Origin of the sequence: Bradyrhizobium macuxiense, assembly GCF_007993935.1 — a bacterium.
Taxonomy (GTDB): Bacteria; Pseudomonadota; Alphaproteobacteria; order Rhizobiales; family Xanthobacteraceae; genus Bradyrhizobium; species Bradyrhizobium macuxiense_A.
The window spans coordinates 489,928-514,251 of sequence record NZ_VITY01000005.1; the positions used below are offsets into that span (position 1 = coordinate 489,928).

Below are 24,324 nucleotides of genomic sequence, written 5' to 3' on the forward strand. Positions count from 1 at the left end.
CTAGCTCAGTCTTAGTCGTTGCTATCCGCAACGCGGACGGTGTAGGCGCTGCCCTTCGACGACGATAGATGGGACAGCACCAGAACTGACGGGTCGACGCCGGTCCGGCGGCGGCACAGCACGTTGAGCGCGATGGTTGCGATGACCAGAGATGCGGTCGCCGAGATCGCGGCGCCGAGCACGCCGAGCCAGGGGATCAGCACGACGAACCCCAGCAGCCGCAACGCCACGTTGGCAGCGACCACCGGAACGTAATCGCGCTCATGCCCTGTCAGCTGCAGGACCGCAGCGGACGGCCCGCCGGCCGCCTGGAACGCCGTTCCGATCGCGAGCACGATCAACACCCACTGCTGGGCGGCGAAATGCGGTCCGAACAGGCCGAGAAGGTAGGGAGCGCCGACCCAGACGATGACGAGCCCGCTGAGCACGCAGAGCGCGGTCACCTCGGCCATCAGCTTCAGCGTATGTTCGAGCTCGCGGTGGTTCTTGCTGAAATACAGCGACGGCAGCCGGCGCGCGCCGAACGTATAGAGCGCAGCCGACAGCATGGCGAAGATGTTCGCCAGGCGCGACGCGGCGAAATAGACGCCCGCAGTGGCCGGATCCAGCATCCAGTAGACCAGGATGACGTCGAAATACTGGTTTGCCGCTTCGAGAATGGATGCCAGCCAGAAGCGGAATGCGCTGCGATTCCAGCGCGAGGTCTCGAAGCGCGCGGTGACGGAGCGCAGGTTCGGCAGCACGCGCACGATCGATACGATCTGCACGACCAGCCCGAGCGCCATCGCGACGCTCATCGCGGTGAACAGCTCGGCAGGCGTGAGCTGCCGGTGGCTGAACAGCACCGCGATCAGGATCAGGACAACGGCAACTCGCCAGAAGAACTCGCGATTGCCTTCGCCCATCAGGATGCTGACCAGCGATCGCGCGATCTGGCTGCCGAGCATGAGCCCGGCATTGACCGCGGTGAACGCCGAGACCGAGAGGATCAGCAGCCACCATTCGCCGCGCAGGGTTGCCACCGCGGCGATCGCGGCGATCGAGATCAGCATCCCGATCGCCGAGTTCCTCAGGCTCGACAGCAGCACACCCTTGGTGAACTCGGCCTGACCGCGCACCTCGTATTCATTGAGGAAGCGAACCAGCAGCAGCTCCTGGCCGGCAAGGCCCACGACCGAGGCGATCTGGGCGATGGAGAGCAAGGTTGCGAAGTCGCCGAACGCGTCGGGCGTCATCGCCCGCGCGGCCAGCGAGAACAAGGCGAACGCAAGCCCGCCGCTGCCGACCTTGAGGAGGATGGTCCCGGCAACGCCGCGCGTGACATCGCGCCGAAACATTTGGAGCACAGAGGCAATCACCAGAGACGTCTCAATATCCTGTCAGGCTGCTGTCCGTAGCAATCGGTGAGGTCAGGAGTGTTAATGTTCTCTTGCTAATATTCCGTTCCTTCCGACGGCTTGCACGCCAAACAGTTGTGAACCCGGCCAATATGTCGCGCTGCCCCATTCTGGAACGCCCGTCGTCCTCGCTGTCTCCAAACGGCGCAGGCCGTGTTGCATTTCACCGCATCGTCGGCATCGTGGGTTGCGCCGGTTGAGGCCGCGTGAGCGCGCGAACGGCGTCCGTCGAAGCTCCACGGCCGGGCAATGGTCCCGCCTGCCTGCTGCGGAGCTTCCAAGGGATCAGTTTCATGGCCGCTTTTGCTGCAAGCCATGTGCCGCGAAACGGCCGGTCGCCATCCATGCCGTTTCGTTAACCTCAATAACGGAACTCGTCCTGCTCGCTTGGCGTGGCGGCAGGGCAGGCAAGGAAATTGCAGTTCGATGGCCTATTAGCCGTCGGAGCGGACAAAGATGATTGCCGAGGAAAGCACGACCCAGCCGATCGCAGCTTGCGAGGCTGATATTATTGAAACAGACGTTGCCATCGTTGGTGCCGGTTTGGCAGGCTCGCTCGCGAGGGCCGTGCTTGTCCGGGCCGGGTATCGGGTCATCCTGATCGACAAGCGGTCGATCCCGCCGGATGAATTCCGCGTCGAAAAGGTTGCGGGACGGCAGATCGATATCTTCCGCCGCCTCGGCTTCCTCGAGGACGTCGAGGCCGTCTCCTCGTCCTATGACCGCGTGCTCAACATCAGGGGCGGCAGACTGGTCGATATCGGCGTCGGACGATCCTATGGGGTTTCCTATGCCGACCTCGTCAACATGGCGCGCGGCCTGATGCCTGAACCCTCGAGCCTCCTGCTCGACCAGGTGACCAATGTCAGCTGCAGCGAGGATCGCCAGCAACTGACGCTGGCCTCCGGGAAGCGTGTCGTCTCGCGCCTGGTCATTCTGGCGACCGGCATGGCGAGCGCGCTTGGCTACACGCTCGGAATGCGCCGGCAGATGATTGCCGCGCGGCACTCGGTCACGTTCGGCTTTACGATCGCGCGGCCGGATAACGCGCCCTTCGGCTTCGACGCGCTGACCTGCTACGGCAAGGAGGCGGCCGACGGCGTCGACTATCTCAGCCTGTTTCCGATGTCGGGCGGCATGCGGGCGAACCTGTTCATGTTCCGCGATCCGACCGATCCGATCATGCGCGAGCTGCGCCGCGACACCAGGCGGACGCTGCTTCGCCTGATGCCGGGACTTGAACCCTATCTCGGTGATTTCGGGATCGTCGGCCAAGTGCACAACTGGGTCATGGACCTGTCGGTGACCGAGGGCCATCTGCAGCCGGGTATCGTGCTGATCGGCGATGCATTCCAGACCAATTGTCCTGCGGCCGGCACCGGCGTGAGCCGCCTGCTGGTGGATGTCGAGCGGCTCTGCACCGAATATGTGCCGCGCTGGCTCGAGACCGACGGCATGGGCACGGAGAAGATCGAGCAGTTCTATTCCGATCCGGACAAGCTCGCCGCCGACCGCCACTCGCTGCAACTGGCGCGTTACCGCGAAGCCTTGACCTCGAACACCGATGTGCGCTGGACGCTGCAGCGGCAGCTGCACTTCCTGCGCCGCATGGTCACGCACCAGGTGGACCGGATTCATCCGGGATGGGTCATGCGCGTTCGCAGCGCGCTCCGGTAGGTGAAAGCCGCATCTCCGCGGCTCCATCGCATCATCCGAAATGTGCGAAGCGGGTTTCCCTCGCGGCAAACGCGCGGCGTCTGCCGCGAACTCCTGCGCAAACGATTGAAGCGCGATGATGGTTCAGCGCGAACCCATCGCGCTTCAGCGCGTGCCGGTCGAGGTGCGGATCGGTCTGAGGTCGGTCACGCGCTTGGCGGCCTGCTTGATCCAGGGCGCCTGCTTCAGGGCAAACAATGCCAGCGAGCCGGCGGCGCTGCCGGCCTGCGTCACGCTCGACATCGGCGTGGGCTGACCCCCGAACTGCATCTTGTAGGGCTCGTCGCCGATGGTGAAATCCAGCACCCGGCCGCCGCGCTCGATGCAATCCTTGGCGACGCTCTCGAACGTCAGCGCGCCGATCGACTGGCTCTTGTACCCCTCCACGTCGAACGCCGTCATGACGACGAGGAGGCTGTCGCGGTGGATCAGCCCAAGGGCGGTCGCGATCACGTTGCCGTCCATCTTCATGGCATAAAGCCGGGTAAAGGAGCCCATGCCGCGAAGCGCCACGCTCGAATAGAAATCGAAATACTCCGGGCGCTGCAACAGGTCGCCGTCACCCTGGGCATGGAAGCGCGGCCCGCGAAACTTCCGCATCGTCTCCATGGCCTCGCCGATGGAAGCGGCGTCGTTGCAGCATGAGAAAGTGAGCGTGCCCTTCTTGTGGATCTGGCGCCATTTCTTTGCCAGCTCCTTCATATAAGACTTGCCCAATGCGTTGAGCTGCCATTGCTCGAACGGCGCGGCCAGCACCGTCGCGTAGGCATTGGTATCCATCAGGCTGCGATGCGGTGCTCCGAACAGATTCTCGATCGGCATCTTTGCATCGAGCAGCTTGGGTATGCGCAGCAGGTCGAATGGCCGGAGCAGTTGCCGAAGCTTCTGGCAGGTGCGTCCGTCCTGCAGCAGCTCGGCAAATGTCTTGATGCTGCACACCGGCGCCAGGTAGTCGGACACGCGAAGGTCGGCGAATTCGATCGTCCGCATCGGTCCGCGCCGCACGCGCAGCATCGGAAGCACCGCCGCCAGCGCTCCGGTTGCGCGCGAGCGGACGACGACGACCAAGGGCTTCGCTGCCGCGGCGGGAGCGAGCTTGCGATAGAGGCTGTCCAGCCATAGCGGATGCTGGAAGGCGGTCGCGTCCGAGCCGTCGAACAACGTCGCGTATTCTTCAGACAGGAAGTCGAATGCGTCGTCGATGCAGACATCGAACGCGTCATCATTCTTGTTCATGTGAAACCAAAAGCAAACGAGTTTTCAAAACGCCGATCGAGCCGGCCTCTCATCCTTATAGCAAAGGCCGATGACGGCGCGCACTGGTAGAATACGATTTGTATTAATGTCGTGCATCGAACTTTGCATATTGTTGCTGGTGGAGCGTCGCTGCGGCTGAAACGACCGCCGCTTGCTGTCGGCGCAGCACTGCCGTGGCCGTGCGAAGCGAGCATGGTTAACGACCTCTTTGCGGCATCGACTGATCGAGGTGTGACGAGACATCGCGCGTTGTCTGGACCGGATATTGCAGTTAAGGGCATGTAAGCACTGGAGCCCTTGCTGAAATGTTGAGTCATAGCCAGAACGCCCGCATTTCCGATGCAATTTCGTCTGCGCGCTCCGATCGCGAGGGCACCCAGAGTCTCGATTCAGATGTCGCTGTTCCGCCTGTCCGAATTTGCGACACTTCGCGTGGTGAGCCGCCGGCGCACGCGACCAGTGTGCCGAACCGGTCGTCTCTGCCGAATGGCATGCGGGAGCGTCGGACCAATCCTGTTGGCAGGGCCGCGACTGCCGGCGTCCCGCGGGAAACCATCGGCGGGTTGCGGCTCGCCGTGCTCGATCGCGAGCAGACCGCCGACTTCATGGTCGAGGCCGTGTACCCGAACCGGCGCGCCAATCGTCCGCTCTATCTGACCTCGGCCAACGGAGAAGTATTGTCGCGTTGCTCGACCGAGCCGATGACCGATCGGCTGTTCCGGGCCGCCGATCTGATCAATGCCGACGGGCAGCCGCTGGTCATGGTGTCCAGGCTGCGGTCGTCGAAGCCGCTGCCCGAGCGCGTCGCGACCACGGATCTGTTCCATGACGTCGCGTGCAAGGCGGAGAAGCTCGGGCTGACCTTCTATCTGTTCGGCGCGAACGAAGCCGAAAGCCAGGCGGCGATCGCCAATGTCCGCCGGGCCTATCCGGCCCTCAAGATCGTCGGCCATTCGCACGGCTATCTGCGTGGCGACGCGCTGCGGGCCAAGGTGGACGAGATCAACGCGCTGGCGCCGGACTTCCTCTGGGTCGCGCTCGGCGTGCCCTATGAGCAGGCCTTCGTCGACGAATTCATGTCGCGGCTCGGCAATGTCGGCGTCATCAAGACCTCGGGCGGATTGTTCAATTTCCTGTCCGGATCGCGGCCGCGCGCGCCGCGATGGATGCAGATCGTCGGGCTCGAATGGGCCTGGCGTCTCTGGCTTGAGCCCCGCCGTCTGTTCTGGCGCTATCTGACGACCAATCCCCACGCTCTCTATCTGCTGTTCAACCGGACTCGGTCCTCGTCGACCAGGGACTAGATTTCTACCGAGTGCAATGTGCCGCTCCGATCCACCGGCGCGGCGAGCTCTTCAGTGAGCGGAGTACAATTGATATGGACGGACGAGCGCTCGATAGCTCGGTCTGGCAGGCGCCGGGCATCGAAGCCGAAAATTTCGCGCGAACCGTCGTCACCTGGTCGATCACCATCAACGTGATCATGTCGATGGGAACGTTCCACCCCGCGCTGCTTCCAGCCGGGGTGACATTGGTGCAGCAGGTCGTCGCCCTCATGATGTGGGGCGTGCTGATCTATGCGAGCCTGTTCATCCGTCCCCGCCTGCGGCTCGCGTTCAATCTCGACACGCTGGTGATCGTCGCATTCTATGCGTTCGCCACGATTTCGGTATTCTGGACCGATCTGGACGTCTCCGCCCTGATGAAGGCCGCCGCGCTCGCGATCACGACGCTCGGCGCGTTCTGCATGGTCACCCGCGTCGATCTCGACGACATCGTGAAGTCGACCACCCGCGGCCTCTTCGTCCTGACCGCCGGCTCGGCGTTTTGTGCGGTGATCCTCCCGGACATCGGCGTGGACCAGACCTGGATGCACAATGGGCAATGGCAGGGCGTCTTCGAATCGAAGCAGACGCTGGGCTTCGCCGGGGCCTATCTGATGTTCTTTTCCTGCTATCGGAAGGTGACCGGGCAGGGATGGCTGCCGTTCCTCGTGACCTTCGCGCTCGCTTCGACCTGCGTCATCTTTTCGGAGTCGCGCGGCGCCGGCGCCTTGTCGCTGGTCGCCTGCGCGCTGCTGCTGACCTCCCTGTGGTCGGTCAGGTGCATGCAGGTCTATGCGATGCTGCCATGTGCGATGTGCGTCGTGGCCGCATTGCTGATGCTGTACTTCTACACCACCGGCTACGATTCGATTCATGTCTTCGACACGACGATCGATTTCACCGAGCGGACCTTCATCTGGCAGTACGCGATCAGCCATTTCGATGATGCACCGCTGTTCGGCTTTGGCATCAACGGATTCTGGACCAGGCCGGAGATCTACGACTATTTCAACCAGAACCACGGCTGGGTGCTCGACAACTACCATAACGGCTATATCGCCATTCTGGTCGAGACCGGGTTCATCGGCTACTTCCTGTTCACGGCAAGCGTCTTTCTGTTCTCCTACAAGGTGCTCTGCCTGATCGCAGGGCGCGCGATCGAACGCCTGCATTGTGCGCTGATCATCGGGTTCGTCTTCCTCAACTGCCAGACCAATTTTACCGAGACGGTCTTCCTTCGCTCGACGATGTTCACATCGGTGCTGTTGATCGCCTTCTTCCTCGCCGTGTGCCGGTCGCTGCCGCCGTCGCGCGCAGAGCTGTACGAGTTGGAGCGGCCATGAGGGCGATTCGATTGCGTCTGCAAGGAGCCATCCACCTGCTGCTGGCGGCGGCGCTGTCCGCCGCGCCGATCTCGCCCGCGGGCGCGGCCGGGCAGGCGGCGCCTCCGGACGTCGCGGCACTGGGGCGCGGCATCAATATTCTCGGCTATGACGGCATCTGGGAGGGTTACCGGAATGCGCCGTTCCGTCCGGAAAACCTCGCCGCCATCCGTAAGGCCGGCTTCGCGCACGTCCGGATCAACTTCTTCGGCTTCAGGCACATGGATTCCGGCAACATGCTGGATGAAGCCGTGTTGCGGCGCCTCGATGCCATGATCGAGCAGGTCCTGGCGCACAGGCTGATCCCGATCCTCGACGAGCACGACACCGATCTCTGCCAGCGCGACGTGCCGGAATGCACCGGCAAGCTCAAGGCGTTCTGGCGTCAGGTCGCGTCGCGCTACGCGGGCAAATATCCCGCGCTGGTGTTCGAGATTCTGAACGAGCCCGGCGGCAACATGACATCGGCCGAGTGGAATGCGCTGCTTGGTGAATGCCTGGCCATCGTCAGAGGCACCAATCCGAAGCGCAATGTCGTGGCCGCCATCCTGAACACCGAGGAACTGCCGATCGACGAGCTGGCGCTGCCGGCGGGCGACCGGAACCTGATTGTCACATTTCACTATTACTTGCCGCTGCAATTCACCCATCAAGGCGCGCCGTGGTCGGCGACGTTCTCGAAGATTGGCCCGTTGAACTGGGGCTCTGCGGAGGACGAGGCGAAGGCCGCCGCCGATTTCGACAAGATCCGCGTCTGGGCGGAGAAGGAGAAGCGGCCGATCTATCTCGGCGAATTCGGCGTCTATGAGCGCGCGCCGGCGGAGAGCCGGGCGACGTACCTGTCGTTCATGACGAGGAGCGCGGAACGGAACGGCTGGGCGTGGGCCTATTGGCAATTCGATCACGATTTCGCGGCCTTCGACGGCGCGCGGCAGCGCTGGAAGGAAGATATCCTCCGCGCGATCATTGCTCCGGCCCGCTGAGGTTTGTCGCTCGCGCCGCATTCATCCGGCGTGCCAGCCCTGTCCAAGCGTTGCCTTGCCTAACAAGACCGGAGGAATCATACTCGCTTCGGCGAGACAGAATGGGAACTGACAGCGTTGCCGGACATTGCGAGCAGGGAATTCGATGTCAAGCGCGCAGCCTTTGCCGCGACCATCGGCAACATGCTGGAGTTCTACGACTTCATCACCTACAGCTTCTTTGCGACCGAGATCGGGCACACGTTCTTTCCCGCGCAAAGTGAGTATGGCAGCCTGATGCTGTCGCTTGCGACCTTCGGCGCCGGTTTCCTGACGCGCCCGATTGGCGGCATCGTACTCGGCATCTTCTCCGACCGGGTCGGCCGCCGGCCGGCGATGCTGCTGAGCTTCGCGCTGATGGGTGGCGCGATCCTGACCATCGCGCTGACGCCGTCCTATGCCGCCATCGGCATCGTGGCGCCTGTTGTCGTGATCCTGGCGCGGATGGTGCAGGGCTTCGCGCTCGGCGGCGAGGTCGGGCCGACCACGGCCTATCTCATCGAGATTGCCGCGCCCAGGAATCGCGGCCTCGTGGTGGCATGGCAGCCTGCGAGCCAGGAGATCGCGGCGACGGTCGGCGCCCTTGTCGGCGTCATCCTGAGCAGCACGATGGCGCCCGATATGCTGCAGGCCTATGGATGGCGGGTCGCTTTCCTGCTCGGAGCGGTCTGCCTGCCGTTCGGCATCTGGATGCGCCGCACGCTGCCGGAAACGGTCTCGCATGGCGAGCACGTTGCCGGGCAGGTCGAAAGCTCAAGCCATCTCGCGCTGGCGCGCCGGCACCTTCGCGTGATCGTGCTGGCGGTGATGATCCTGGCCAGCGGTACGATCTCGACCTATGTGACGCAATACATGACGACCTACGCCAAGAATACGCTGCATGTGTCGCCGTCGCTCGCCTTCACCGTATCGCTGGTGAGTAACGGGCTGCAGATCATCGGCGCGGTGCTGGGTGGCTGGCTCGCCGACCGGCTGGGTCGCAAGCCGATCATGATCTGGCCGCAGCTGGTCGTGCTGGTGCTGACCTATCCGGCCTTCCTGTGGATCGTCCGGGACCCCGGCGCCTGGTCGCTGCTGTTCGGCTTCGGCATCTTGTCGTTCATCGGATCGCTGCCGTTCACGGCATTCTATGCCGCCTTCACCGAAGCGCTGCCGCAGAACATTCGCGGCGGCGTGTTCGCCACGATCTACGCGGTCGCGATCGCGACGTTCGGCGGCACCGCGCAGCTCGTGGTCACGTGGCTGCTGCACGTGACCGGAGATCCGCTGGCGCCGTCCTGGTATCTCTTGCTCGCGGCCGCGGTCGGCATCGTGGCGATGAGCCTGATGCCCGAGACCGCCCCGGTGAAGACAGGCGAGAAGTAGAGCGTTTTCGAGCGAAGTGGCTACCGGTTCGCGTGAAGAAAACGCGTCAGAACAAAACGCCGGCCGCGCTCAATCCATGTCGCGGAAGGCGTGGCCGTTGGCCTCGATCTCCTTCACGAACTGCGCCGGCAGATTGGCCTGACCGAAGGTGCCGTCGAACACCCAGTCCTTGGCATCGGCGAGATCGGGAAGGCCGGCGCCCTTGCGAACATAGAGGCCAGCCGATGCCTTCTTCGGGTTGATGTAGAGATCGTAGTCCATTGCGCGCCTCCTCTCCGTTGAAGTTCAACGGAAGCTCCGGCAACGGCCGAAGCTTCCTGGAAGAGTAAACGCCGACAGGGCTAGGCCGGTTTCTTCGCCTCCGGCGCCAGCACCACCGACGCTTCGCTCGTCAGCATCAGGAACGTGATGGTCTCCTGGAAATAGAGCTGGACCGAGGTCGCGGAGTGGCTGAGATAGCCGATCGACAGGTCCTGGCCGATCGAGAGCTGGAAATCGCCGCCGCGGGTGGTGAGCAGGACGCCGCCCGCGATCGCGGGGGCCCAGATGATCTTGCCGTCGATCAGGCGCTGGATGTGCTGCAGCACCGGATAGCCGTCGTCGGTCGCGCCGCCGATCGCAGTATAGGGGTCGGTGCCGAGCAGCAGCGTGTAGGGGCCGTTGACGCCGGCGAGCCGCAACTGGCTGACCGCCTGCGCGACCACGGTGGGGTAATTCTTGAGGCTCGACGGCAGGTTCAGCACCGGGTTGCTGGTGCCTTGACGGATGCCTTGAATCCCTGCGGCCGCGTAGCCGTCGAACACCGCGCGATCCTCGGCGAAGGCGATCTTCCGCGCGGCTTGCTTGAGCGGATCCCAGTCGGAATCATTCGCGCCGCGCTCGACATCGTCGATCGCCTGGCGCGACAGCTCGAACGGCACGCGCAGTTCGACCAGCGCGCGAACCTCGCGCTGCGTCGCCTCGACCCCGTCGCCGGGTGTCGCAATCTTCTTGAGATGGCCGGTGCCGACCGCGGAGAAATCCGTTCCCTTCGGACCGTCGACGTCGACGACACGGCGCGCCGCCAGATGGCGCTTCAACGTGCGCGAGGCTTCCTCTTCGATCTGGGCCCATGCCGCGTCTGAGATGGGGGCTAAACCCCGATGAAGATTATTCATGTCCAGCGTCTCCTTTCAGTGAGCCGATCCCGAGCGAGCCGTCGGACGGCGGTATTCCCGGCGCAGATGTCTCGTCGGTCCCGGCGTCATCCAGTGACGGTTCAGCGGGCGCGGCTGCGGGCGGCACGCTGGTGACATCCTCCAGGAAGGTCGCCGACGGGACGAAGTACAGGGTGCCGGTCACGGCGCGGCTGAAGTCGAGCAGGCGGTCGTAGTTGCCCGGCGGCCTGCCGACGAACATGTTCTCCAGCATCTGCTCGATCCGGTGCGGGGACTTGGCATAGCCGATGAAATAGGTGCCGAATTCGCCCTTGCTGACGCTGCCGAACGGCATGTTGTCGCGGACGATATCGAGCTCCTCGCCGTTCTCGACGATCGTCGTCAGCGCGTTATGCGCGTAGCTCGGCTTCACCGCATCGTCGAGCTCGATGTCGGACAGCTTGGTGCGGCCGATGATCTTCTCCTGCATCTCGACCGGCAGCTCGTTCCACTTCTTCATGTCGTGCAGGTATTTCTGCACGATCACATAGCTGCCGCCGGCGAACGCCGCATCCTCGTCGCCGATGATCGTGGCATCGGTTGCCGCCTGGTCTTCCGGGTTCTCCGTGCCGTCGACAAAGCCGAGCAGGTCGCGCTCGTCGAAATATTTGAAGCCATGCACCTCGTCCGAGCTGGCAACGGCATCGCCGAGCCGTGACATGATCTGCGTCGCCAGCTCGAAGCACAAATCCATCGGCACGGCGCGGATGTGAAACAAGAGGTCGCCCGGTGTCGCGACCGCATGATGAACGCCGTTGATCTCGCGGAACGGGTGCAGGCCGTGCGGCTTGGGCGCGCCGAACAGCCGGTCCCATGCATCGGAGCCGATGCCCATGACGCAGGACAGCCTGCCTTCGAGATCGCGGAAGCCCACGGCGCGCACCAGCGCGGCCACATCGGCGCAGAGCGACCGCACCGCTGCATCATATTCCGGATCGGGCTTGATGGTGACCGCAAGAAAGATGGCCGCGCGCGTCAGCTTCGCAGCGACCGGTTGCGGGACGGCTGATGGCACGCAGGTCTCCTCGACTAAAACGGCACTTCGACGACGGCAAACAGGCTTGAACCGGACGCCCGATCGACGTCCAGGGAGGGGCAGAGGAGCATGCCATCGGACCCTTTACAAGGGTTCGAATGGCCCACTCTATTGCAGAGGCACCCGCGTCAATCGACGGGCTTGCCGGATTTCTCCTCCTCGAGAGTCACCGCAATCGCGGCGTTGGCGGATAGCCGCACCTTGGAGCCTTCGACGCCGGCGACGAAGCCGAGCTCGATATAATGGTGGTGACCCTTGTGGAAGCCGTCGCTCTCGCTCTTCTTCAGCTTGATGCGGTCGCCTTCGACGTGATCGACGGTGCCGACATGCACGCCGTCGGCGCCGATGACCTCCATGTTGGCCTTGATGTTCTGCTGCGTCATGGCGCTCTCCCTGGTTGCAGGTCAGCTTGCATATTCGGCTTGCATATGATGCTGGCAGACGACGCGGCGATGACAGCGCGCGTCGTTGGCCGTCCGCGCTTGTCTCACACCGGCTCGAATTCGTCGGCCGCGGCGTTCTCGGGCTTCTTGCCGTTGAAGGTGAGGCCGGCCTTGGTAGCGGAGAGCTTGACCTGCGAGCCGTCGCGCACGTCACCGGACAGGATCATCTCGGCGAGCGGATCCTGCACGCTGCGCTGGATCACCCGCTTCAGCGGGCGGGCGCCATAGGCCGGGTCCCAGCCTTTCTCCGCCAGCCAGTCGCGCGCCTTCGGGTCGAGCTCGAGATCGATCTTGCGATCCTCGAGCAGCCTGCGCAGCCGCGCGAACTGGATCTCGACGATGCGGCCCATGTCGCTCTTCTGCAGCCGGTGGAACAGGATGATCTCGTCGATGCGGTTGAGGAATTCCGGGCGGAAATGCGCCCGCACCATGTTCATCACCTGCTCGCGCACCGCGCTCGTGCTCTGCCCCTCCGGCTGGTTGACGAGGTATTCGGCGCCGATGTTCGAGGTCATGATGATCAGCGTGTTGCGGAAGTCGACGGTGCGGCCCTGACCATCGGTGAGACGGCCGTCGTCGAGCACCTGCAGCAGCACGTTGAAGACATCCGGGTGCGCCTTCTCGATCTCGTCGAACAGCACGACCTGGTAGGGCCGCCGCCGCACCGCTTCCGTCAATGCACCGCCTTCGTCGTAACCGACATAGCCGGGCGGCGCGCCGATCAGCCGCGACACCGAGTGCTTCTCCATGTATTCCGACATGTCGAGGCGGATCATCGCGGTCTCGTCGTCGAACAGATATTCGGCAAGCGCCTTTGCGAGTTCGGTTTTGCCGACGCCTGTTGGTCCCAAGAACATGAACGAACCGATCGGCCGGTTGGGATCCTGCAGGCCGGCGCGGGCGCGGCGCACCGCGGTCGACACCGCGCGGACGGCTTCGGCCTGGCCGACGACGCGCTTGCCGAGCATCTCTTCCATGCGCAGCAGCTTGTCCTTCTCGCCTTCCAGCATCTTGTCGACGGGGACGCCGGTCCAGCGCGACACCACCTGCGCGATATTATCGGCGGTCACGGTCTCGCTGGCGGACGAGGTCTCGCTGGCCTCGACCGAAGCGAGCTTCTTCTCGAGCTCGGGAATGCGGCCATAGGCGAGTTCGCCCGCCTTCTGGAATTCGCCCTTGCGCTGCGCATTGGCGAGCTCGGTGCGCAATTGCTCGAGCTCGCCCTTCATCTTCTGCGCGTCGGAGAGCTTGCTTTTCTCCGAGCGCCATCGCGACGTCATGTCCGCCGATTTCTTCTCGAGATCGACGAGATCCTTCTCGAGCGTCTGCAGCCGGCTCCTGGAGCCGAGATCGGTCTCTTTCTTAAGTGCCTCCTGCTCGATCTTGAGCCGGATGATCTCGCGATCGAGCGAGTCGAGTTCCTCAGGTTTGGAATCGACCTGCATCTTCAGCCGCGCCGCGGCCTCGTCCATCAGGTCGATGGCCTTGTCGGGCAGGAAACGGTCGGTGATGTAGCGGTTGGACAACGTGGCCGCGGCGACCAGCGCCGAGTCCGCGATACGCACGCCGTGATGCTGCTCGTATTTGTCCTTCAGGCCGCGCAGGATCGAGATCGTGTCCTCGACCGTCGGCTCCGAGACGAACACCGGCTGGAAGCGGCGAGCCAGCGCCGGGTCCTTCTCGACATGCTTGCGGTATTCGTCGAGCGTGGTGGCGCCGATGCAATGCAGCTCGCCGCGGGCAAGTGCAGGCTTCAGCAGGTTCGATGCATCCATCGCGCCGTCGCCCTTGCCGGCGCCGATCAGCGTGTGCATCTCGTCGATGAACAGGATGATGCCGCCCTCGGCTGATGTCACCTCCTGCAGCACGGCCTTGAGCCGTTCCTCGAACTCGCCGCGATATTTTGCGCCGGCAATCAGCGCGCCGAGGTCGAGCGCGAGCAGCGCCTTGTCCTGCAGGCTTTCCGGCACGTCGCCATTGACGATGCGCAGCGCAAGGCCTTCGACGATCGCGGTCTTGCCGACGCCGGGCTCGCCGATCAGAACGGGATTGTTCTTGGTGCGGCGTGACAGCACCTGGATGGTGCGGCGGATCTCCTCGTCGCGGCCGATGACGGGATCGAGCTTGCCGTCGCGCGCGGCCTGGGTGAGGTCGCGGGCGTATTTCTTCAGCGCGTCATAGGCATTCTCGGCCGATGCGCTGTCGGCGGTGCGGCCCTTGCGCAGCGCGTTGATCGCCGCATTCAGGCTCTGCGGATTGACGCCGCCCTTGGCGAGCAGCTTGCCGGCGTCGCTGTCCTTGTCGGCGGCGAGGGCCTGCAGCAGGCGTTCGACCGAAACGAAACTGTCGCCGGCCTTGTCGGCGGCCTGTTCCGCCGCGGCGAAGGCGCGCGCGGTCTCCGGCGCCAGATAGATTTGTCCGGAGCCGGCGCCGCTGACCTTCGGCACCCTCGCCAATGCCTCTTCGGTGGCCTTGAGGATCGCGCGCGAGTTGCCGCCGGCGCGGTCGATCAAGCCGGCCGCGAGGCCTTCGGGGTCGTCGAGCAGCACTTTCAGGATGTGGAGCGTCGAGAATTGCTGGTGTCCCTCGCGCATCGCGAGTGATTGTGCCGACTGAATGAAGCCGCGGACGCGATCGGTATATTTTTCAATATTCATCGTGGCACCTCAAGGCGGCACAGGCTCGTCGAGATCAGGTATGCCATGCATTGCCGCCGGTGACAGATGGCGGAACGATGACATCCATCATGTGGTAGCCCCAGTGCATTTGCGCCGGCCGAAAACCGCGGACCTGAAGCTGCCGCGGCTCGCATCGTGTGGTCGTTTCAGGGGTGTGTCAATCGCGGAGCGCGGCCGTTGGCACTCACCCGGAGGTACTGCTACGGGATGTGCCGCCGCGCATCGCGCCGATGGTGGCTGGGCCGACCGTCGCGGCGAACTCCGCAGCACGACGAGTCCGATTCATTGCAATCGTGCGAACGCCAAAATCATATTCGTGACACGTTTCGGAAAAGCGATGATCTCGCTCGCGGTGGAGTGCACGCGATGATGCCGGCGAGCGTCATGATGTTCCATTGAATCGCGCAACGATGAGTCACTGCGCACTCTGAACCCGCGATGAATGGCTGCGTGATGTGTTTCGAGCTGTTTCAGGCTGGTGTAAGGTCAAGGCGCTAGCGATGAAGTGTGTCGGTGCGTTGCCGATGCACGGAACTTTTGTTCCGGTTCTCACGTTGAACAGACGTGCTCATCGAAGAGGCTCCTAATGACCACTCGTCTTCTATCGACCGTGTCGTGTGCAGCGATTGCCACGGCGCTGTTCTATGTCTCCGCCATGCCAGCAATCGCGCAGGATGCGGCATGCGCGCCGGTCTCTGCTGTCGACTCTCCACCGCCGCCGCTGCCGACGTACGATCAGCCACCGGTGCCTGGGCCCGGTTACATGTGGTCGCCGGGCAATTGGTCGTGGGACGATGATCGCGGCGATTACTACTGGGTGCCGGGCACCTGGGTGCAGCCGCCACGCGTTGGGCTGCTGTGGACTCCCGGCTATTGGGGCGCGTTCGGCGGCGGCTTCATTTTCCATCAGGGCTATTGGGGTGATCGCGTCGGCTTCTACGGCGGCGTCAATTACGGCTTCGGCTACGGCGGTTCGGGCTATGAAGGCGGCCGCTGGGATCACGGCAACTTCTTCTACAATCGCACCGTGAACAATCTGCAGGGTGCGCAGATCAACAACGTGTACGAGAAGAACGTCACGATCAACCAGACCACCGTCAACAATGTCAGTTACAATGGCGGCACCGGCGGCATCGAAGCGCGCCCGACTGCTGCCGATCGCGCGGTCGCCAAGGAGCAGCATTTCGCGGCGACGCCGTTGCAGCGCAAGCAGGTCGAGACCGCAAGCCAGGATCCGAGCCTGTTCAAGCGCGCCAATAATGGCGTGCCCGCCGTCGGCGCCACCGCGCGTCCGGGCGAGTTGAAGGGACCGGGCGTGGTCCGCGCGCGTCCGGCCGGCGAGGCCGTGCCTGCCACCGCCGCAAAGCCGGCGGCCGGGGAGCCGGCGCGGCCGGGATCCCCAGCTGCACCCGCGCCTGCGACTGCGAATGCACCGGCTGCCTCCCATGCGCTGCCGGTCCCGGGGAAGGAAGTTCCCGCGGCGCATCCGACCGCTCAGGAGAACAAGCCCGCGATCGAGGAGAAGCACGCAGCCCCCACGCCCGAGACCAAGGTCGAGCCGCATCCTGCCGCGCCTGCGCCTGCCGGATCTCACGCGCTTCCGGTCCCCGAGAAGGGCGTTGCTGCGCATCCACCCGCCGAGGTGAACAAGCCTGCGGTCGAAGAGAAGCGCGCAGCACCTGCCGCCGCGCCCAAGGTCGAGCCGCGGCCTGCAACGGAAGCGGCGCGGCCTGCCGCGCCGGAAGTGCGCAAGGAGGAGCCGCGGCCCGAGCCAGCCGCGAAGCCGGTCGCGCGGCCCGAGCAGGCAGCAAGGCCCGAGGCGTTGCCGCACCCCGAGGCGCATGCTCCGCAGCCGCCGGCCGCGCATCCGCAGCCAGCCGAGGCGCATCCGCAGCAGGCGGCCCGGCCGGAGCCGCACGTGCAGGCCGCGCCGCACGTCCAGGCGCCGCCGCACGTTCAGGCGCCGCCGCATGCCGCACCCGCAGGTCATCCTGCGGAGGAGAAGCGGCAGGAGCAACATTGAGGTAAGATCGCGCTTCGCCGGCTCATTCCGGCGGAGCGCGCACTCTGCTTTGCCCGCGCGCGAGCGATCATCACTGGAGGTCGGTCATGGCACAGAGTCACGGTGGCGACGGACAGCTTGACGACGGCAAGCCTCGCCTCAGCGAGGACGATATGCAGCGAGCCCTGCTCGGGCCGAGGGGCGTGCCCGGCAAGGCGGACACCGCCAAGATGACGCCGCAACAGGAAAAGAACATGCCGAAATATCTGGATCCCGGACATACCTCGTAGCGCCCGTGATCTGAGCACATGCTGCGTTGCCTGTTCGCGGGCAACGCGCCTGCGCACTTGCAAATCGCCTGCTTTTGCGCCCTCATGATTGCAGGTGCACTCACGGTGTTGCGGAGCAGGTTGTGAGAAATCCGTACGAGGTCCTTGGCGTTGCCCCGACGGCGTCTGCGGCCGACATCCAGAAGGCCTATCGCAAGCTGGCAAAGAAGCTGCATCCGGATCTCAATCCGGGTGACAAGGCGGCCGAGGACAAGTTCAAGGAAGTCGCCGCGGCGAACGATCTGCTCAGCGATGCCGACAAACGCAAGCGCTTCGACGCCGGCGAGATCGACGCCAGCGGCGCCGAGCGGCCGCAGCATCGCTACTACCGGGATTTCGCCACCGCGGATGCGGGGCATCCCTACGCCGACAGCTCCGGCTATGCCGACTACATGGATCAGGACGATGCGTTCGCCGAGCTGCTGCGGCGCACTGAGCAGGCGCGCGCCAACCGGCGCGGCCGCGACCTGCATTACAGCCTTGCGATCGACTTTGCCGAATCGATCACCGGCGCGAGCAAGCGGCTGACGCTTCCTGATGGCGGCACGCTCGACGTGACGATCCCGCCGGGGCTCATCGACGGACAAATCATCCGTCTGCGCGGCAAGGGCACGCCGGGCAGCGGCAAGGGCGGTCCGGGCGACGCGCTGATCGAGGTCGAGGTGCGACCCGACCCGCGCTTCACCCGCGACGGTGACGACATCTCGCTGGAATTGCCGATCTCGCTGTCCGAGGCCGTGCTCGGCGGCAAGGTCAACGTTCCCACCCCGACCGGCGCCGTGACCATGACGGTGCCGAAGGGCTCCAACACCGGCACGACGATGCGCTTGCGCGGCAAGGGCGCGCCCAAGGTCGGCGGCGGCAATGGCGATGAGCTCGTCAAGCTCAAGGTGGTCCTGCCCAAGGGACCCGATCCCGCGCTCGAGGCGTTTGTCTCGAACTGGGATCGCAAGGGATTCAATCCGCGCGAGGATGGTGCGTCATGAACAAGCAGCAATTCCTCATCGATGCGGGTCTGGAGGTGCAGACCCTGGAGTTCTGGATCGAGCAGCAATGGCTCGTTCCGGACGAGACCGCTCACGAAGTCAGTTTCTCCGACACCGACCTGGCGCGCGCGCATCTGATCCGGGACCTGAAGGGCGACTTCGGCGTCAACGACGAGGGCATTGACGTGATCCTCCATCTGGTCGATCAGCTGCACGGCCTGCGCCGCGCGTTCGAAGAATTGCACAACGATATCGCGTCACCGCCGCGCTAGGGCATGATCCGGAAAGGTGCGAAGCGGCTTTCCGAAGAGATCATGCTCAAACAACAGACTCGCCTGAGTCGAACTTCAGCCCTCGGAGACGATCATGACGGACAAGCCGACGCCGCTGGCCCATGGCGAGATCGACGTTCTCATCCTGCAGGCGCTGGTGCGCAAGCTGATCGCCAAGGGCGTGCTGACGCCGGATGACGTCCGCTCGATGCTGTTCGAGGCCGCGAAGAATCTCGATCTGGTCGGCAGCGAGCTGACGACGGAAGCCGCCAACATCATCGTGCAGGAAGATCTGGCGCCGGCATTCCTTGGCGGCTAGAGCATGATCCGGAAAAGTGGAAGCCGGTTTTCCGAAAAGATCATGCTCAAACAAGGAGGCACTCAGGTCTGGCCGCTGCGGGTGGAGACCAGCCGGATCCGCGTGACCTGGCCGGCATTGCCGGCGAGATAGGCCCGCGCGTCGCGCACCAACCGCTCGATTGCGGCGGCGTCGTAGCTCGGATGACGGGTGTTCAGATGCAAATCGGTCTCGATCTGCATCACATTGATCGTGGCCTCGGCGCCGATCTCGATCGAGAACGACACCAGCGAAACGTGCGGGCTCTTGAACGCCATATCGTGTCTCCTTCCTACGCGTGATCGCAAGGCGCTGATATCACCGCCCCTGGCCGGCGCGCGCCGTCACCTCAGGCTGCGGAATCTTCCCTGGCCGCGGGCGGATGTTGCGTGGCCACGGTTGCGTGTCGCCGGTCGAGCTCCTCGATCATGCCGCGGGCGATCTCGCGCTCGCCCATGATCACGATGTCGGCCCCGAGCCCCTTCAGATGATCGACCTCGGCGTCGGAATGCGCGCGCGCGATGATCTGGATATCGGCGTTGGCGGCGCGGGCCTGCTCGACGATCTGTCCGGCCTCGAACGCTTCGGGAATGGCGATCACCAGCGATCGCGCGCCTGATGGATTGGTCGCGCGCAGCACGCTGGCGCGCGCGGCATTGCCCATCAGGGCCTCGATGCCGCGCTGCTTGAGCCTGGCGACCATGTCGTCGGATGCCTCGACCGCGAGGAAGGGCGCGTTGCGCTGATGCAGGGCGTCGCCGACGATGCTGCCGACCCGGCCATAGCCGACCAGGATGGTGTGATCCTGCAGGTCCGTGACCGGGATCGGCTCTGATGTCGCGGCAGTCGGCGAGGCGGCCTGCGGCTTGTCGAGCCGCGCCGTCAGCCAGTCGACCACCGCGAACACCAGCGGGTTGAGCATGATCGAGAAGATCGCGCCGGCCAGGATCAGGTCGCGGCCGGCCTTCGGCAGCAGATTGAGGGCTACACCGAGCTCGGCGAGGATGAAGGAGAATTCGCCGATCTGGGCGAGGCTCGCCGAGATCATCAGCGCGGTCGCCATCGGATGCCGGAACAGCACGACGATCAAGAGCGCGGCGAGCGACTTGCCGACCACGATGACGAACAGTGTCGCAGCGAACGGCCAAGGCTCGCGCACCACGCTGAGCGGATCGAACAGCATGCCGACGGAGACGAAGAACAGCACCGCGAACGCATCGCGCAGCGGCAACGTCTCCTGGGCCGCACGCTGGCTGAGCGGCGATTCCCGCAGCATCATTCCGGCGAAGAAGGCGCCGAGCGCCAGCGAGACCCCGAACAGCTTGGTGGCGCCGAACGCGATGCAGAGCGCGATCGCAAGCACGGTCAGCCGGAACAGCTCGCGCGAGCCGGTATGCGCGATGTAATGCAGCACCCATGGGATCAGCCGGCGTCCGACCATCAGCATCAGCGCGATGAACAATGCGATCTTGATCAGCGTCAGCGCCAGCACGCCGGTGAGCCCGAGGCCGAAGCGCGCGGCGAGCGGATCGGAGACGAGCGCTGCGCCGTCGCCGCCCTGGAAGCTCGCCACCGCTGGGAACAGCACCAGCGCCAGCACCATGGCGAGGTCTTCGACGATCAGCCAGCCGACCGCGATCTTGCCGCGCTCGGTGTCCATCAGGCGGCGCTCCTGCAGCGCGCGCAACAAGACGACGGTGCTTGCGACTGACAATGCGAGGCCGAACACCAGGCCGGCGCCGACGGTCCAGCCCATCAGCAATGCGAGGGCGAGACCCATCAGTGTCGCGACTGCGATCTGCGCGACGGCGCCGGGCACCGCGATCTTGCGCACCGACAACAGATCGTTCAGCGAGAAATGCAGGCCGACGCCGAACATCAGCAGGATGATACCGAGCTCGGCGAGTTCGGTGGCGAGCGCCTGATCGGCGACGAAGCCGGGCGTGAACGGACCGACGGCGACGCCCGCGAGCAGATAGCCCACCAGTGGTGGAATCCGAAAGCGCTGGGCGATGGTTCCGAAGACGAAGGCGAGGCCGAGGCCCGCGACGACGGTCGCGATCAGAGGTGTGTCATGCGGCATTTCGCCTTGTCGCACAGCATCCTTGGCGGTGCACCGCGACCATTTGAGGCGCGGCATCGCACCACGGAACTGTGATCTATTGCTCATGGCGTGAGCATATGATCTCATGCCGGGATGGATCCGCGGCTTCCCGAGACCGATCTGGTCATCTTCGACTGCGACGGCGTGCTCGTCGACAGCGAGGAATTGAGCTGCCGCTGTCTCGCCGAGGCGATGGTTCAGATCGGCATCGAGATGAGCACTGAGCAGGTGCTCGAACTTTTCCTCGGCCGCAGCACCGCGGCCCTGGTCGACTATTGCCGGGACGTGGGAAAGCCGCTGCCGGCGACTTTCCTGCCCGGCCTGGCGGTGCAGGTCCGCGAGACATTCCGGTCTCAACTCAAACCGATCGCCGGCATCGCGGCAGTGCTCGCGGAATTGCGCCTGCCGTATTGTGTCGCCTCGTCGAGCGATCTCGAGCGGGTGAAATTCTCGCTGGAGCTGACCGGTCTTGCCGCCTCCTTCGGACAGCGGCTCTACACCTCGCAGATGGTCAAGCACGGCAAGCCGGCGCCCGATCTGTTCCTGCACGCGGCCAGCGCGATGGCGGCCGAGCCGCACCGCACGCTTGTGGTCGAGGACAGTGTCAGCGGCGTAACCGCCGCGAAGGCCGCGGGCATGAAAGTGTGGGGATTTGTCGGCGGCGCCCACTATCGGCTGGCGGACGGCAGTGCTCTGCTGCAGCAGGCCGGGGCGGATCGAATCTTCGCCGCGATGAATGATTTCTGGAACGAAGGCTGACACAGGACGATGGCTGCGCCCGACAATGAAAGGTCCCGACTCGACGACGCGGCGCGCGCCGGCTGGCTGTATTTCATCGCCGGCCACACCCAGGATGAGATTGCGAAAATGCTGCAGGTGTCGCGCGCCTCGGCGCAGCGCCTGGTGTCGCTGTGCCTGGCCGAGCGTCTGATCACCTTCCGCCTCGAGCACCCCATTGCGGCCTGCATGGAGCTGGCCTCGCGGCTGAAGGCGCGGTTCGACCTGGTGCATTGCGACGTGGTGCCGTCGGATCCGGCGGCGCCGCTGTCGAATGCGGGAATCGCCGAGCGCAGCGCCAATCTGCTGGAAATGACGCTGCGTTCGGAGACGCCGGTCATCGTGGCGCTCGGCACCGGTCGTGCCGTGCGCGCCGCGGTCGAGCGGGTCTCGCCGATCGAGCGGCCCGATCACCAGATCGTCTCGCTGGTCGGCAACATCTCCGCCGACGGCTCGGCGAGCTTCTACGACACGGTGGGACGGCTCGCCGATCGCACCGGTGCGCGGCATTACCCGATGCCGCTGCCGTTCCTGATGTCGAGCGAGGACGAGCGCAACCGCATGGTCCGCATCGATCCGATCGCGCGGGTGAGGGCAGTCGCCGCCAAGGCAGACCTGCGGCTGATCGGCATCGGCCAAATGGACCAGAAGGCCCAGGTCCATGTCGATGGCTTCGTCACCCGCGAGGAGCTGCTGGAGATGATGCGGCTCGGGGCGGTCGGCGAGGTGACCGGCTGGGCCTATGACGCCAAGGGCCGCCTGATCAAGGGCGGCACCAACAAGCGTCTGACCAGCATTCCGCCGCAGATCCCCGCGGTCTCGACCACGATTGCGGCCGCCGTCGGCGTCGCCAAGGTGCCGTCGATCAAGGCCGCGCTGGCGGGCCGGGTGATCAACGGCCTGATCACCGATGAGGCGACCGCACGCGCGGTGCTGGATCGCTAAGAGTTAGATAATCGAATCGGGCCACGCGCTGCGCTTCACCTCGCCCCGCCTGCGGAGAGAGGCATAGGCCGCCTTCGGCGGCCGTTCGTAAGAACGCCGAAGCAGGGCTTCGGCTATGATGCATCGTTAGATGCGTTCCGGGTGAGGGGGAGTCTCCGCGCATTCCGCTGCCTTCGTCTGCGCGGAGAGAGCCCCTCACCCCAACCCTCTCCCCGTAAGAACGGGGCGAGGGAGTGCGGCCGCGTCGCGGTTGCAGTTCAACCTCTCAGCGCTGGCCGCTCTCTTCGCTTCCGCAAAACCTCCCTTCCAACGTGCGGTGGAACCCGCAATCGCGCCGGACGGCGCACCCGCGCGCTTGACAAAATTTGGCGACAGGATGAACATACGCTCAACACGTGGGCATATGCTCAACGTGACATAGGGAGGTCACCTTGAAAAACGTCCTTTGCGCCGTTGCGGGCGCGGCTGCTCTTTTGATCTCTGCCCCCTCGATCGCCCAGACCACGCTGACGGTGGCGACCGTCAACAACGGCGACATGATCCGCATGCAGGGGCTCACCAGCGAATTCACCGCGAAGAATCCCGACATATCAGTCAAATGGGTGACGCTTGAGGAGAACGTGCTGCGCCAGCGCGTCACCACCGACATCGCCACCAAGGGCGGCCAGTTCGACGTGCTCACCATCGGCACCTATGAGGTGCCGATCTGGGCCAAGAAAAGCTGGCTGGTGCCGCTCGACAAGCTCGGCGCCGATTACGACGTCAATGACCTGCTGCCGAAGATCCGGGATGCGGTCTCGGTCGACGGCAAGCTCTACGCCGCGCCGTTCTACGGCGAGAGCTCGATGGTGATGTATCGCACCGATCTGTTCGACAAGGCCGGCCTGAAGATGCCGGACAGCCCGACCTGGGACTTCGTGGTCGACGCGGCCAAGAAGCTGACCGACAAGTCGGCCGGCGTTTACGGCATCTGCCTGCGCGGCAAGGCCGGCTGGGGCGAGAACATGGCGTTCCTGACCGCGATGTCCAATTCCTTCGGCGCGCGCTGGTTCGACGAGAAGTGGGAGCCGCAGTTCAACTCGCCGGAATGGAAGAAGACGCTGACGACCTATGTCGACCTGATGAAGCAGGCCGGCCCTCCCGGCGCCTCCTCGAACGGCTTCAACGAGAACCTCGCTCTGTTCAACGCCGGCAAATGCGCGATGTGGATCGACGCCACGGTGGCGGCGTCGTTCGTGACCAACCCGGCGCAGTCCACGGTCGCCGGCAAGGTCGGCTTCGCGCTGGCGCCGAACACCGGCCTCGGCAAGAACGCCAACTGGCTGTGGGCGTGGTCCCTGGCGATCCCCGCCGGCTCGAAGAAGGTCGACGCGGCCGAGAAGTTCATCGCCTGGGCGACCAGCAAGGATTATTCCAAGCTCGTCGCGTCCAAGGAAGGCTGGTCCAACGTGCCGCCGGGAACACGGACCTCGCTGTACCAGAATCCCGAGTATCTGAAGGCGGCGCCGTTCGCCAAGATGACCCTGGCCTCGATCGATGCGGCTGATCCGAGCCACCCGACCGTGAAGCCAGTGCCGTATGTCGGCGTGCAATACGCGGCGATCCCTGAGTTCCAGGGCATCGGCACCGCGGTGGGCCAGCAGTTCTCGGCCGCGCTGTCCGGCTCGACCACGGTCGATGCTGCACTCTCGGCTGCGCAGTCCGCGACCGAGCGCGAGATGAAGCGCGCGGGCTACATTAAATAATCCACGCGAT

At 64.6% G+C, this 24,324-nt stretch carries 22 protein-coding genes; 13 read left to right on the forward strand and 9 right to left on the reverse strand.

Features of this window, described 5'->3' with window-relative positions; all coding sequences use genetic code 11:
* Positions 1-11: 11 nt before the first annotated feature.
* On the reverse strand, positions 12-1,337 hold the full coding sequence (locus FBZ93_RS16740; protein ID WP_433995414.1) for a lipopolysaccharide biosynthesis protein: 1,326 nt from the start codon (positions 1,335-1,337) through the stop codon (positions 12-14).
* Positions 1,338-1,853: 516 nt separating this feature from the next.
* Here FBZ93_RS16740 and FBZ93_RS16745 point away from each other — a divergent pair.
* Complete coding sequence (locus tag FBZ93_RS16745; protein WP_146986989.1) at positions 1,854-3,074, forward strand: FAD-dependent oxidoreductase; 1,221 nt, start codon at positions 1,854-1,856, stop codon at positions 3,072-3,074.
* A gap of 144 nt (positions 3,075-3,218) precedes the next feature.
* Here FBZ93_RS16745 and FBZ93_RS16750 read toward each other — a convergent pair whose 3' ends face one another.
* Positions 3,219-4,349: a GNAT family N-acetyltransferase gene (locus tag FBZ93_RS16750; protein ID WP_146986990.1), complete on the reverse strand. Its 1,131-nt coding sequence runs from the start codon at positions 4,347-4,349 to the stop codon at positions 3,219-3,221.
* Positions 4,350-4,861: 512 nt separating this feature from the next.
* Between FBZ93_RS16750 and FBZ93_RS16755 the strand changes: the two genes are divergently transcribed.
* From FBZ93_RS16755 to FBZ93_RS16770, 4 genes are all read left to right on the forward strand, one after another.
* Positions 4,862-5,674 (forward strand): WecB/TagA/CpsF family glycosyltransferase, encoded by an 813-nt coding sequence (locus tag FBZ93_RS16755; RefSeq protein WP_146986991.1) that lies wholly within the window; start codon positions 4,862-4,864, stop codon positions 5,672-5,674.
* Positions 5,675-5,748: 74 nt separating this feature from the next.
* Complete coding sequence (locus FBZ93_RS16760; RefSeq protein WP_146986992.1) at positions 5,749-7,038, forward strand: O-antigen ligase family protein; 1,290 nt, start codon at positions 5,749-5,751, stop codon at positions 7,036-7,038.
* Positions 7,035-8,060, forward strand: coding sequence for a glycoside hydrolase family 5 protein (locus FBZ93_RS16765; protein WP_146986993.1), 1,026 nt, complete (start codon positions 7,035-7,037; stop codon positions 8,058-8,060). The genes FBZ93_RS16760 and FBZ93_RS16765 overlap by 4 nt, the downstream gene beginning before the upstream one ends.
* A gap of 117 nt (positions 8,061-8,177) precedes the next feature.
* Positions 8,178-9,464 carry an MFS transporter gene (locus FBZ93_RS16770; RefSeq protein ID WP_146986994.1) on the forward strand — a complete coding sequence of 429 codons (1,287 nt, stop codon included), beginning with the start codon at positions 8,178-8,180 and terminating at the stop codon, positions 9,462-9,464.
* 69 nt (positions 9,465-9,533) lie between these two features.
* Here FBZ93_RS16770 and FBZ93_RS16775 read toward each other — a convergent pair whose 3' ends face one another.
* From FBZ93_RS16775 to clpB, 5 genes are all read right to left on the reverse strand, one after another.
* On the reverse strand, positions 9,534-9,725 hold the full coding sequence (locus FBZ93_RS16775; RefSeq protein ID WP_146986995.1) for a hypothetical protein: 192 nt from the start codon (positions 9,723-9,725) through the stop codon (positions 9,534-9,536).
* Positions 9,726-9,805: 80 nt separating this feature from the next.
* On the reverse strand, positions 9,806-10,621 hold the full coding sequence (locus FBZ93_RS16780; RefSeq protein ID WP_146986996.1) for a family 1 encapsulin nanocompartment shell protein: 816 nt from the start codon (positions 10,619-10,621) through the stop codon (positions 9,806-9,808).
* Positions 10,614-11,675, reverse strand: coding sequence for a Dyp-type peroxidase (locus tag FBZ93_RS16785; protein ID WP_146986997.1), 1,062 nt, complete (start codon positions 11,673-11,675; stop codon positions 10,614-10,616). Before FBZ93_RS16785 ends, FBZ93_RS16780 begins: the two co-directional genes overlap by 8 nt.
* 149 nt (positions 11,676-11,824) lie before the next feature.
* Complete coding sequence (locus FBZ93_RS16790) at positions 11,825-12,079, reverse strand: DUF2171 domain-containing protein (protein ID WP_146986998.1); 255 nt, start codon at positions 12,077-12,079, stop codon at positions 11,825-11,827.
* A 104-nt stretch (positions 12,080-12,183) separates the two neighbouring features.
* The gene (clpB, locus tag FBZ93_RS16795; RefSeq protein WP_146986999.1) at positions 12,184-14,796 is read right to left on the reverse strand and encodes an ATP-dependent chaperone ClpB; all 2,613 of its coding nucleotides are present in this window, start codon (positions 14,794-14,796) and stop codon (positions 12,184-12,186) included.
* Between the two features lie 607 nt (positions 14,797-15,403).
* Here clpB and FBZ93_RS16800 point away from each other — a divergent pair.
* The 5 genes from FBZ93_RS16800 (at position 15,404) to FBZ93_RS16820 (ending at position 18,725) form a co-directional block, all read left to right on the forward strand.
* Entirely contained in the window at positions 15,404-16,840 is a 1,437-nt protein-coding gene (locus FBZ93_RS16800) for a YXWGXW repeat-containing protein (RefSeq protein ID WP_146987000.1), read from the forward strand.
* Positions 16,841-16,926: 86 nt separating this feature from the next.
* Entirely contained in the window at positions 16,927-17,109 is a 183-nt protein-coding gene (locus tag FBZ93_RS16805; RefSeq protein WP_074132502.1) for a hypothetical protein, read from the forward strand.
* A gap of 122 nt (positions 17,110-17,231) precedes the next feature.
* Positions 17,232-18,134: a DnaJ C-terminal domain-containing protein gene (locus tag FBZ93_RS16810; RefSeq protein ID WP_146987001.1), complete on the forward strand. Its 903-nt coding sequence runs from the start codon at positions 17,232-17,234 to the stop codon at positions 18,132-18,134.
* The gene (locus FBZ93_RS16815) at positions 18,131-18,406 is read left to right on the forward strand and encodes a chaperone modulator CbpM (protein WP_146987002.1); all 276 of its coding nucleotides are present in this window, start codon (positions 18,131-18,133) and stop codon (positions 18,404-18,406) included. Before FBZ93_RS16810 ends, FBZ93_RS16815 begins: the two co-directional genes overlap by 4 nt.
* A 94-nt stretch (positions 18,407-18,500) precedes the next feature.
* Complete coding sequence (locus FBZ93_RS16820; RefSeq protein ID WP_016843345.1) at positions 18,501-18,725, forward strand: hypothetical protein; 225 nt, start codon at positions 18,501-18,503, stop codon at positions 18,723-18,725.
* Between the two features lie 62 nt (positions 18,726-18,787).
* Here the strand turns inward: FBZ93_RS16820 and FBZ93_RS16825 are convergent, their stop codons facing one another.
* Together FBZ93_RS16825 and ybaL are read right to left on the reverse strand one after the other, a co-directional pair.
* On the reverse strand, positions 18,788-19,021 hold the full coding sequence (locus tag FBZ93_RS16825; RefSeq protein ID WP_146987003.1) for a hypothetical protein: 234 nt from the start codon (positions 19,019-19,021) through the stop codon (positions 18,788-18,790).
* A gap of 71 nt (positions 19,022-19,092) precedes the next feature.
* A complete protein-coding gene (gene ybaL / locus FBZ93_RS16830; RefSeq protein ID WP_146987004.1) occupies positions 19,093-20,826 on the reverse strand; it encodes a YbaL family putative K(+) efflux transporter in 1,734 nt (577 codons plus the stop codon).
* 114 nt (positions 20,827-20,940) lie between these two features.
* Between ybaL and FBZ93_RS16835 the strand changes: the two genes are divergently transcribed.
* The 3 genes from FBZ93_RS16835 to FBZ93_RS16845 all read left to right on the forward strand — a co-directional run bounded on the left by FBZ93_RS16835 (position 20,941) and on the right by FBZ93_RS16845 (position 24,314).
* On the forward strand, positions 20,941-21,606 hold the full coding sequence (locus tag FBZ93_RS16835) for an HAD family hydrolase (RefSeq protein WP_146987005.1): 666 nt from the start codon (positions 20,941-20,943) through the stop codon (positions 21,604-21,606).
* Between the two features lie 9 nt (positions 21,607-21,615).
* On the forward strand, positions 21,616-22,569 hold the full coding sequence (locus FBZ93_RS16840) for a sugar-binding transcriptional regulator (protein WP_146987006.1): 954 nt from the start codon (positions 21,616-21,618) through the stop codon (positions 22,567-22,569).
* Between the two features lie 431 nt (positions 22,570-23,000).
* The gene (locus FBZ93_RS16845) at positions 23,001-24,314 is read left to right on the forward strand and encodes an ABC transporter substrate-binding protein (protein WP_146987007.1); all 1,314 of its coding nucleotides are present in this window, start codon (positions 23,001-23,003) and stop codon (positions 24,312-24,314) included.
* The last annotated feature ends 10 nt before the right edge of the window (positions 24,315-24,324 follow it).

Bases quoted from the DNA above. Each gene is read 5' to 3' on its own strand.
- FBZ93_RS16740 (WP_433995414.1), bottom strand. From the start codon at position 1,337: ATGTTTCGGCGCGATGTCACGCGCGGCGTTGCCGGGACCATCCTCCTC.
- FBZ93_RS16745 (WP_146986989.1), top strand. From the start codon at position 1,854: ATGATTGCCGAGGAAAGCACGACCCAGCCGATCGCAGCTTGCGAGGCT.
- FBZ93_RS16750 (WP_146986990.1), bottom strand. From the start codon at position 4,349: ATGAACAAGAATGATGACGCGTTCGATGTCTGCATCGACGACGCATTC.
- FBZ93_RS16755 (WP_146986991.1), top strand. From the start codon at position 4,862: ATGCGGGAGCGTCGGACCAATCCTGTTGGCAGGGCCGCGACTGCCGGC.
- FBZ93_RS16760 (WP_146986992.1), top strand. From the start codon at position 5,749: ATGGACGGACGAGCGCTCGATAGCTCGGTCTGGCAGGCGCCGGGCATC.
- FBZ93_RS16765 (WP_146986993.1), top strand. From the start codon at position 7,035: ATGAGGGCGATTCGATTGCGTCTGCAAGGAGCCATCCACCTGCTGCTG.
- FBZ93_RS16775 (WP_146986995.1), bottom strand. From the start codon at position 9,725: ATGGACTACGATCTCTACATCAACCCGAAGAAGGCATCGGCTGGCCTC.
- FBZ93_RS16780 (WP_146986996.1), bottom strand. From the start codon at position 10,621: ATGAATAATCTTCATCGGGGTTTAGCCCCCATCTCAGACGCGGCATGG.
- FBZ93_RS16790 (WP_146986998.1), bottom strand. From the start codon at position 12,079: ATGACGCAGCAGAACATCAAGGCCAACATGGAGGTCATCGGCGCCGAC.
- clpB (WP_146986999.1), bottom strand. From the start codon at position 14,796: ATGAATATTGAAAAATATACCGATCGCGTCCGCGGCTTCATTCAGTCG.
- FBZ93_RS16800 (WP_146987000.1), top strand. From the start codon at position 15,404: ATGACCACTCGTCTTCTATCGACCGTGTCGTGTGCAGCGATTGCCACG.
- FBZ93_RS16805 (WP_074132502.1), top strand. From the start codon at position 16,927: ATGGCACAGAGTCACGGTGGCGACGGACAGCTTGACGACGGCAAGCCT.
- FBZ93_RS16815 (WP_146987002.1), top strand. From the start codon at position 18,131: ATGAACAAGCAGCAATTCCTCATCGATGCGGGTCTGGAGGTGCAGACC.
- FBZ93_RS16820 (WP_016843345.1), top strand. From the start codon at position 18,501: ATGACGGACAAGCCGACGCCGCTGGCCCATGGCGAGATCGACGTTCTC.
- FBZ93_RS16825 (WP_146987003.1), bottom strand. From the start codon at position 19,021: ATGGCGTTCAAGAGCCCGCACGTTTCGCTGGTGTCGTTCTCGATCGAG.
- ybaL (WP_146987004.1), bottom strand. From the start codon at position 20,826: ATGCCGCATGACACACCTCTGATCGCGACCGTCGTCGCGGGCCTCGGC.
- FBZ93_RS16835 (WP_146987005.1), top strand. From the start codon at position 20,941: ATGGATCCGCGGCTTCCCGAGACCGATCTGGTCATCTTCGACTGCGAC.
- FBZ93_RS16840 (WP_146987006.1), top strand. From the start codon at position 21,616: ATGGCTGCGCCCGACAATGAAAGGTCCCGACTCGACGACGCGGCGCGC.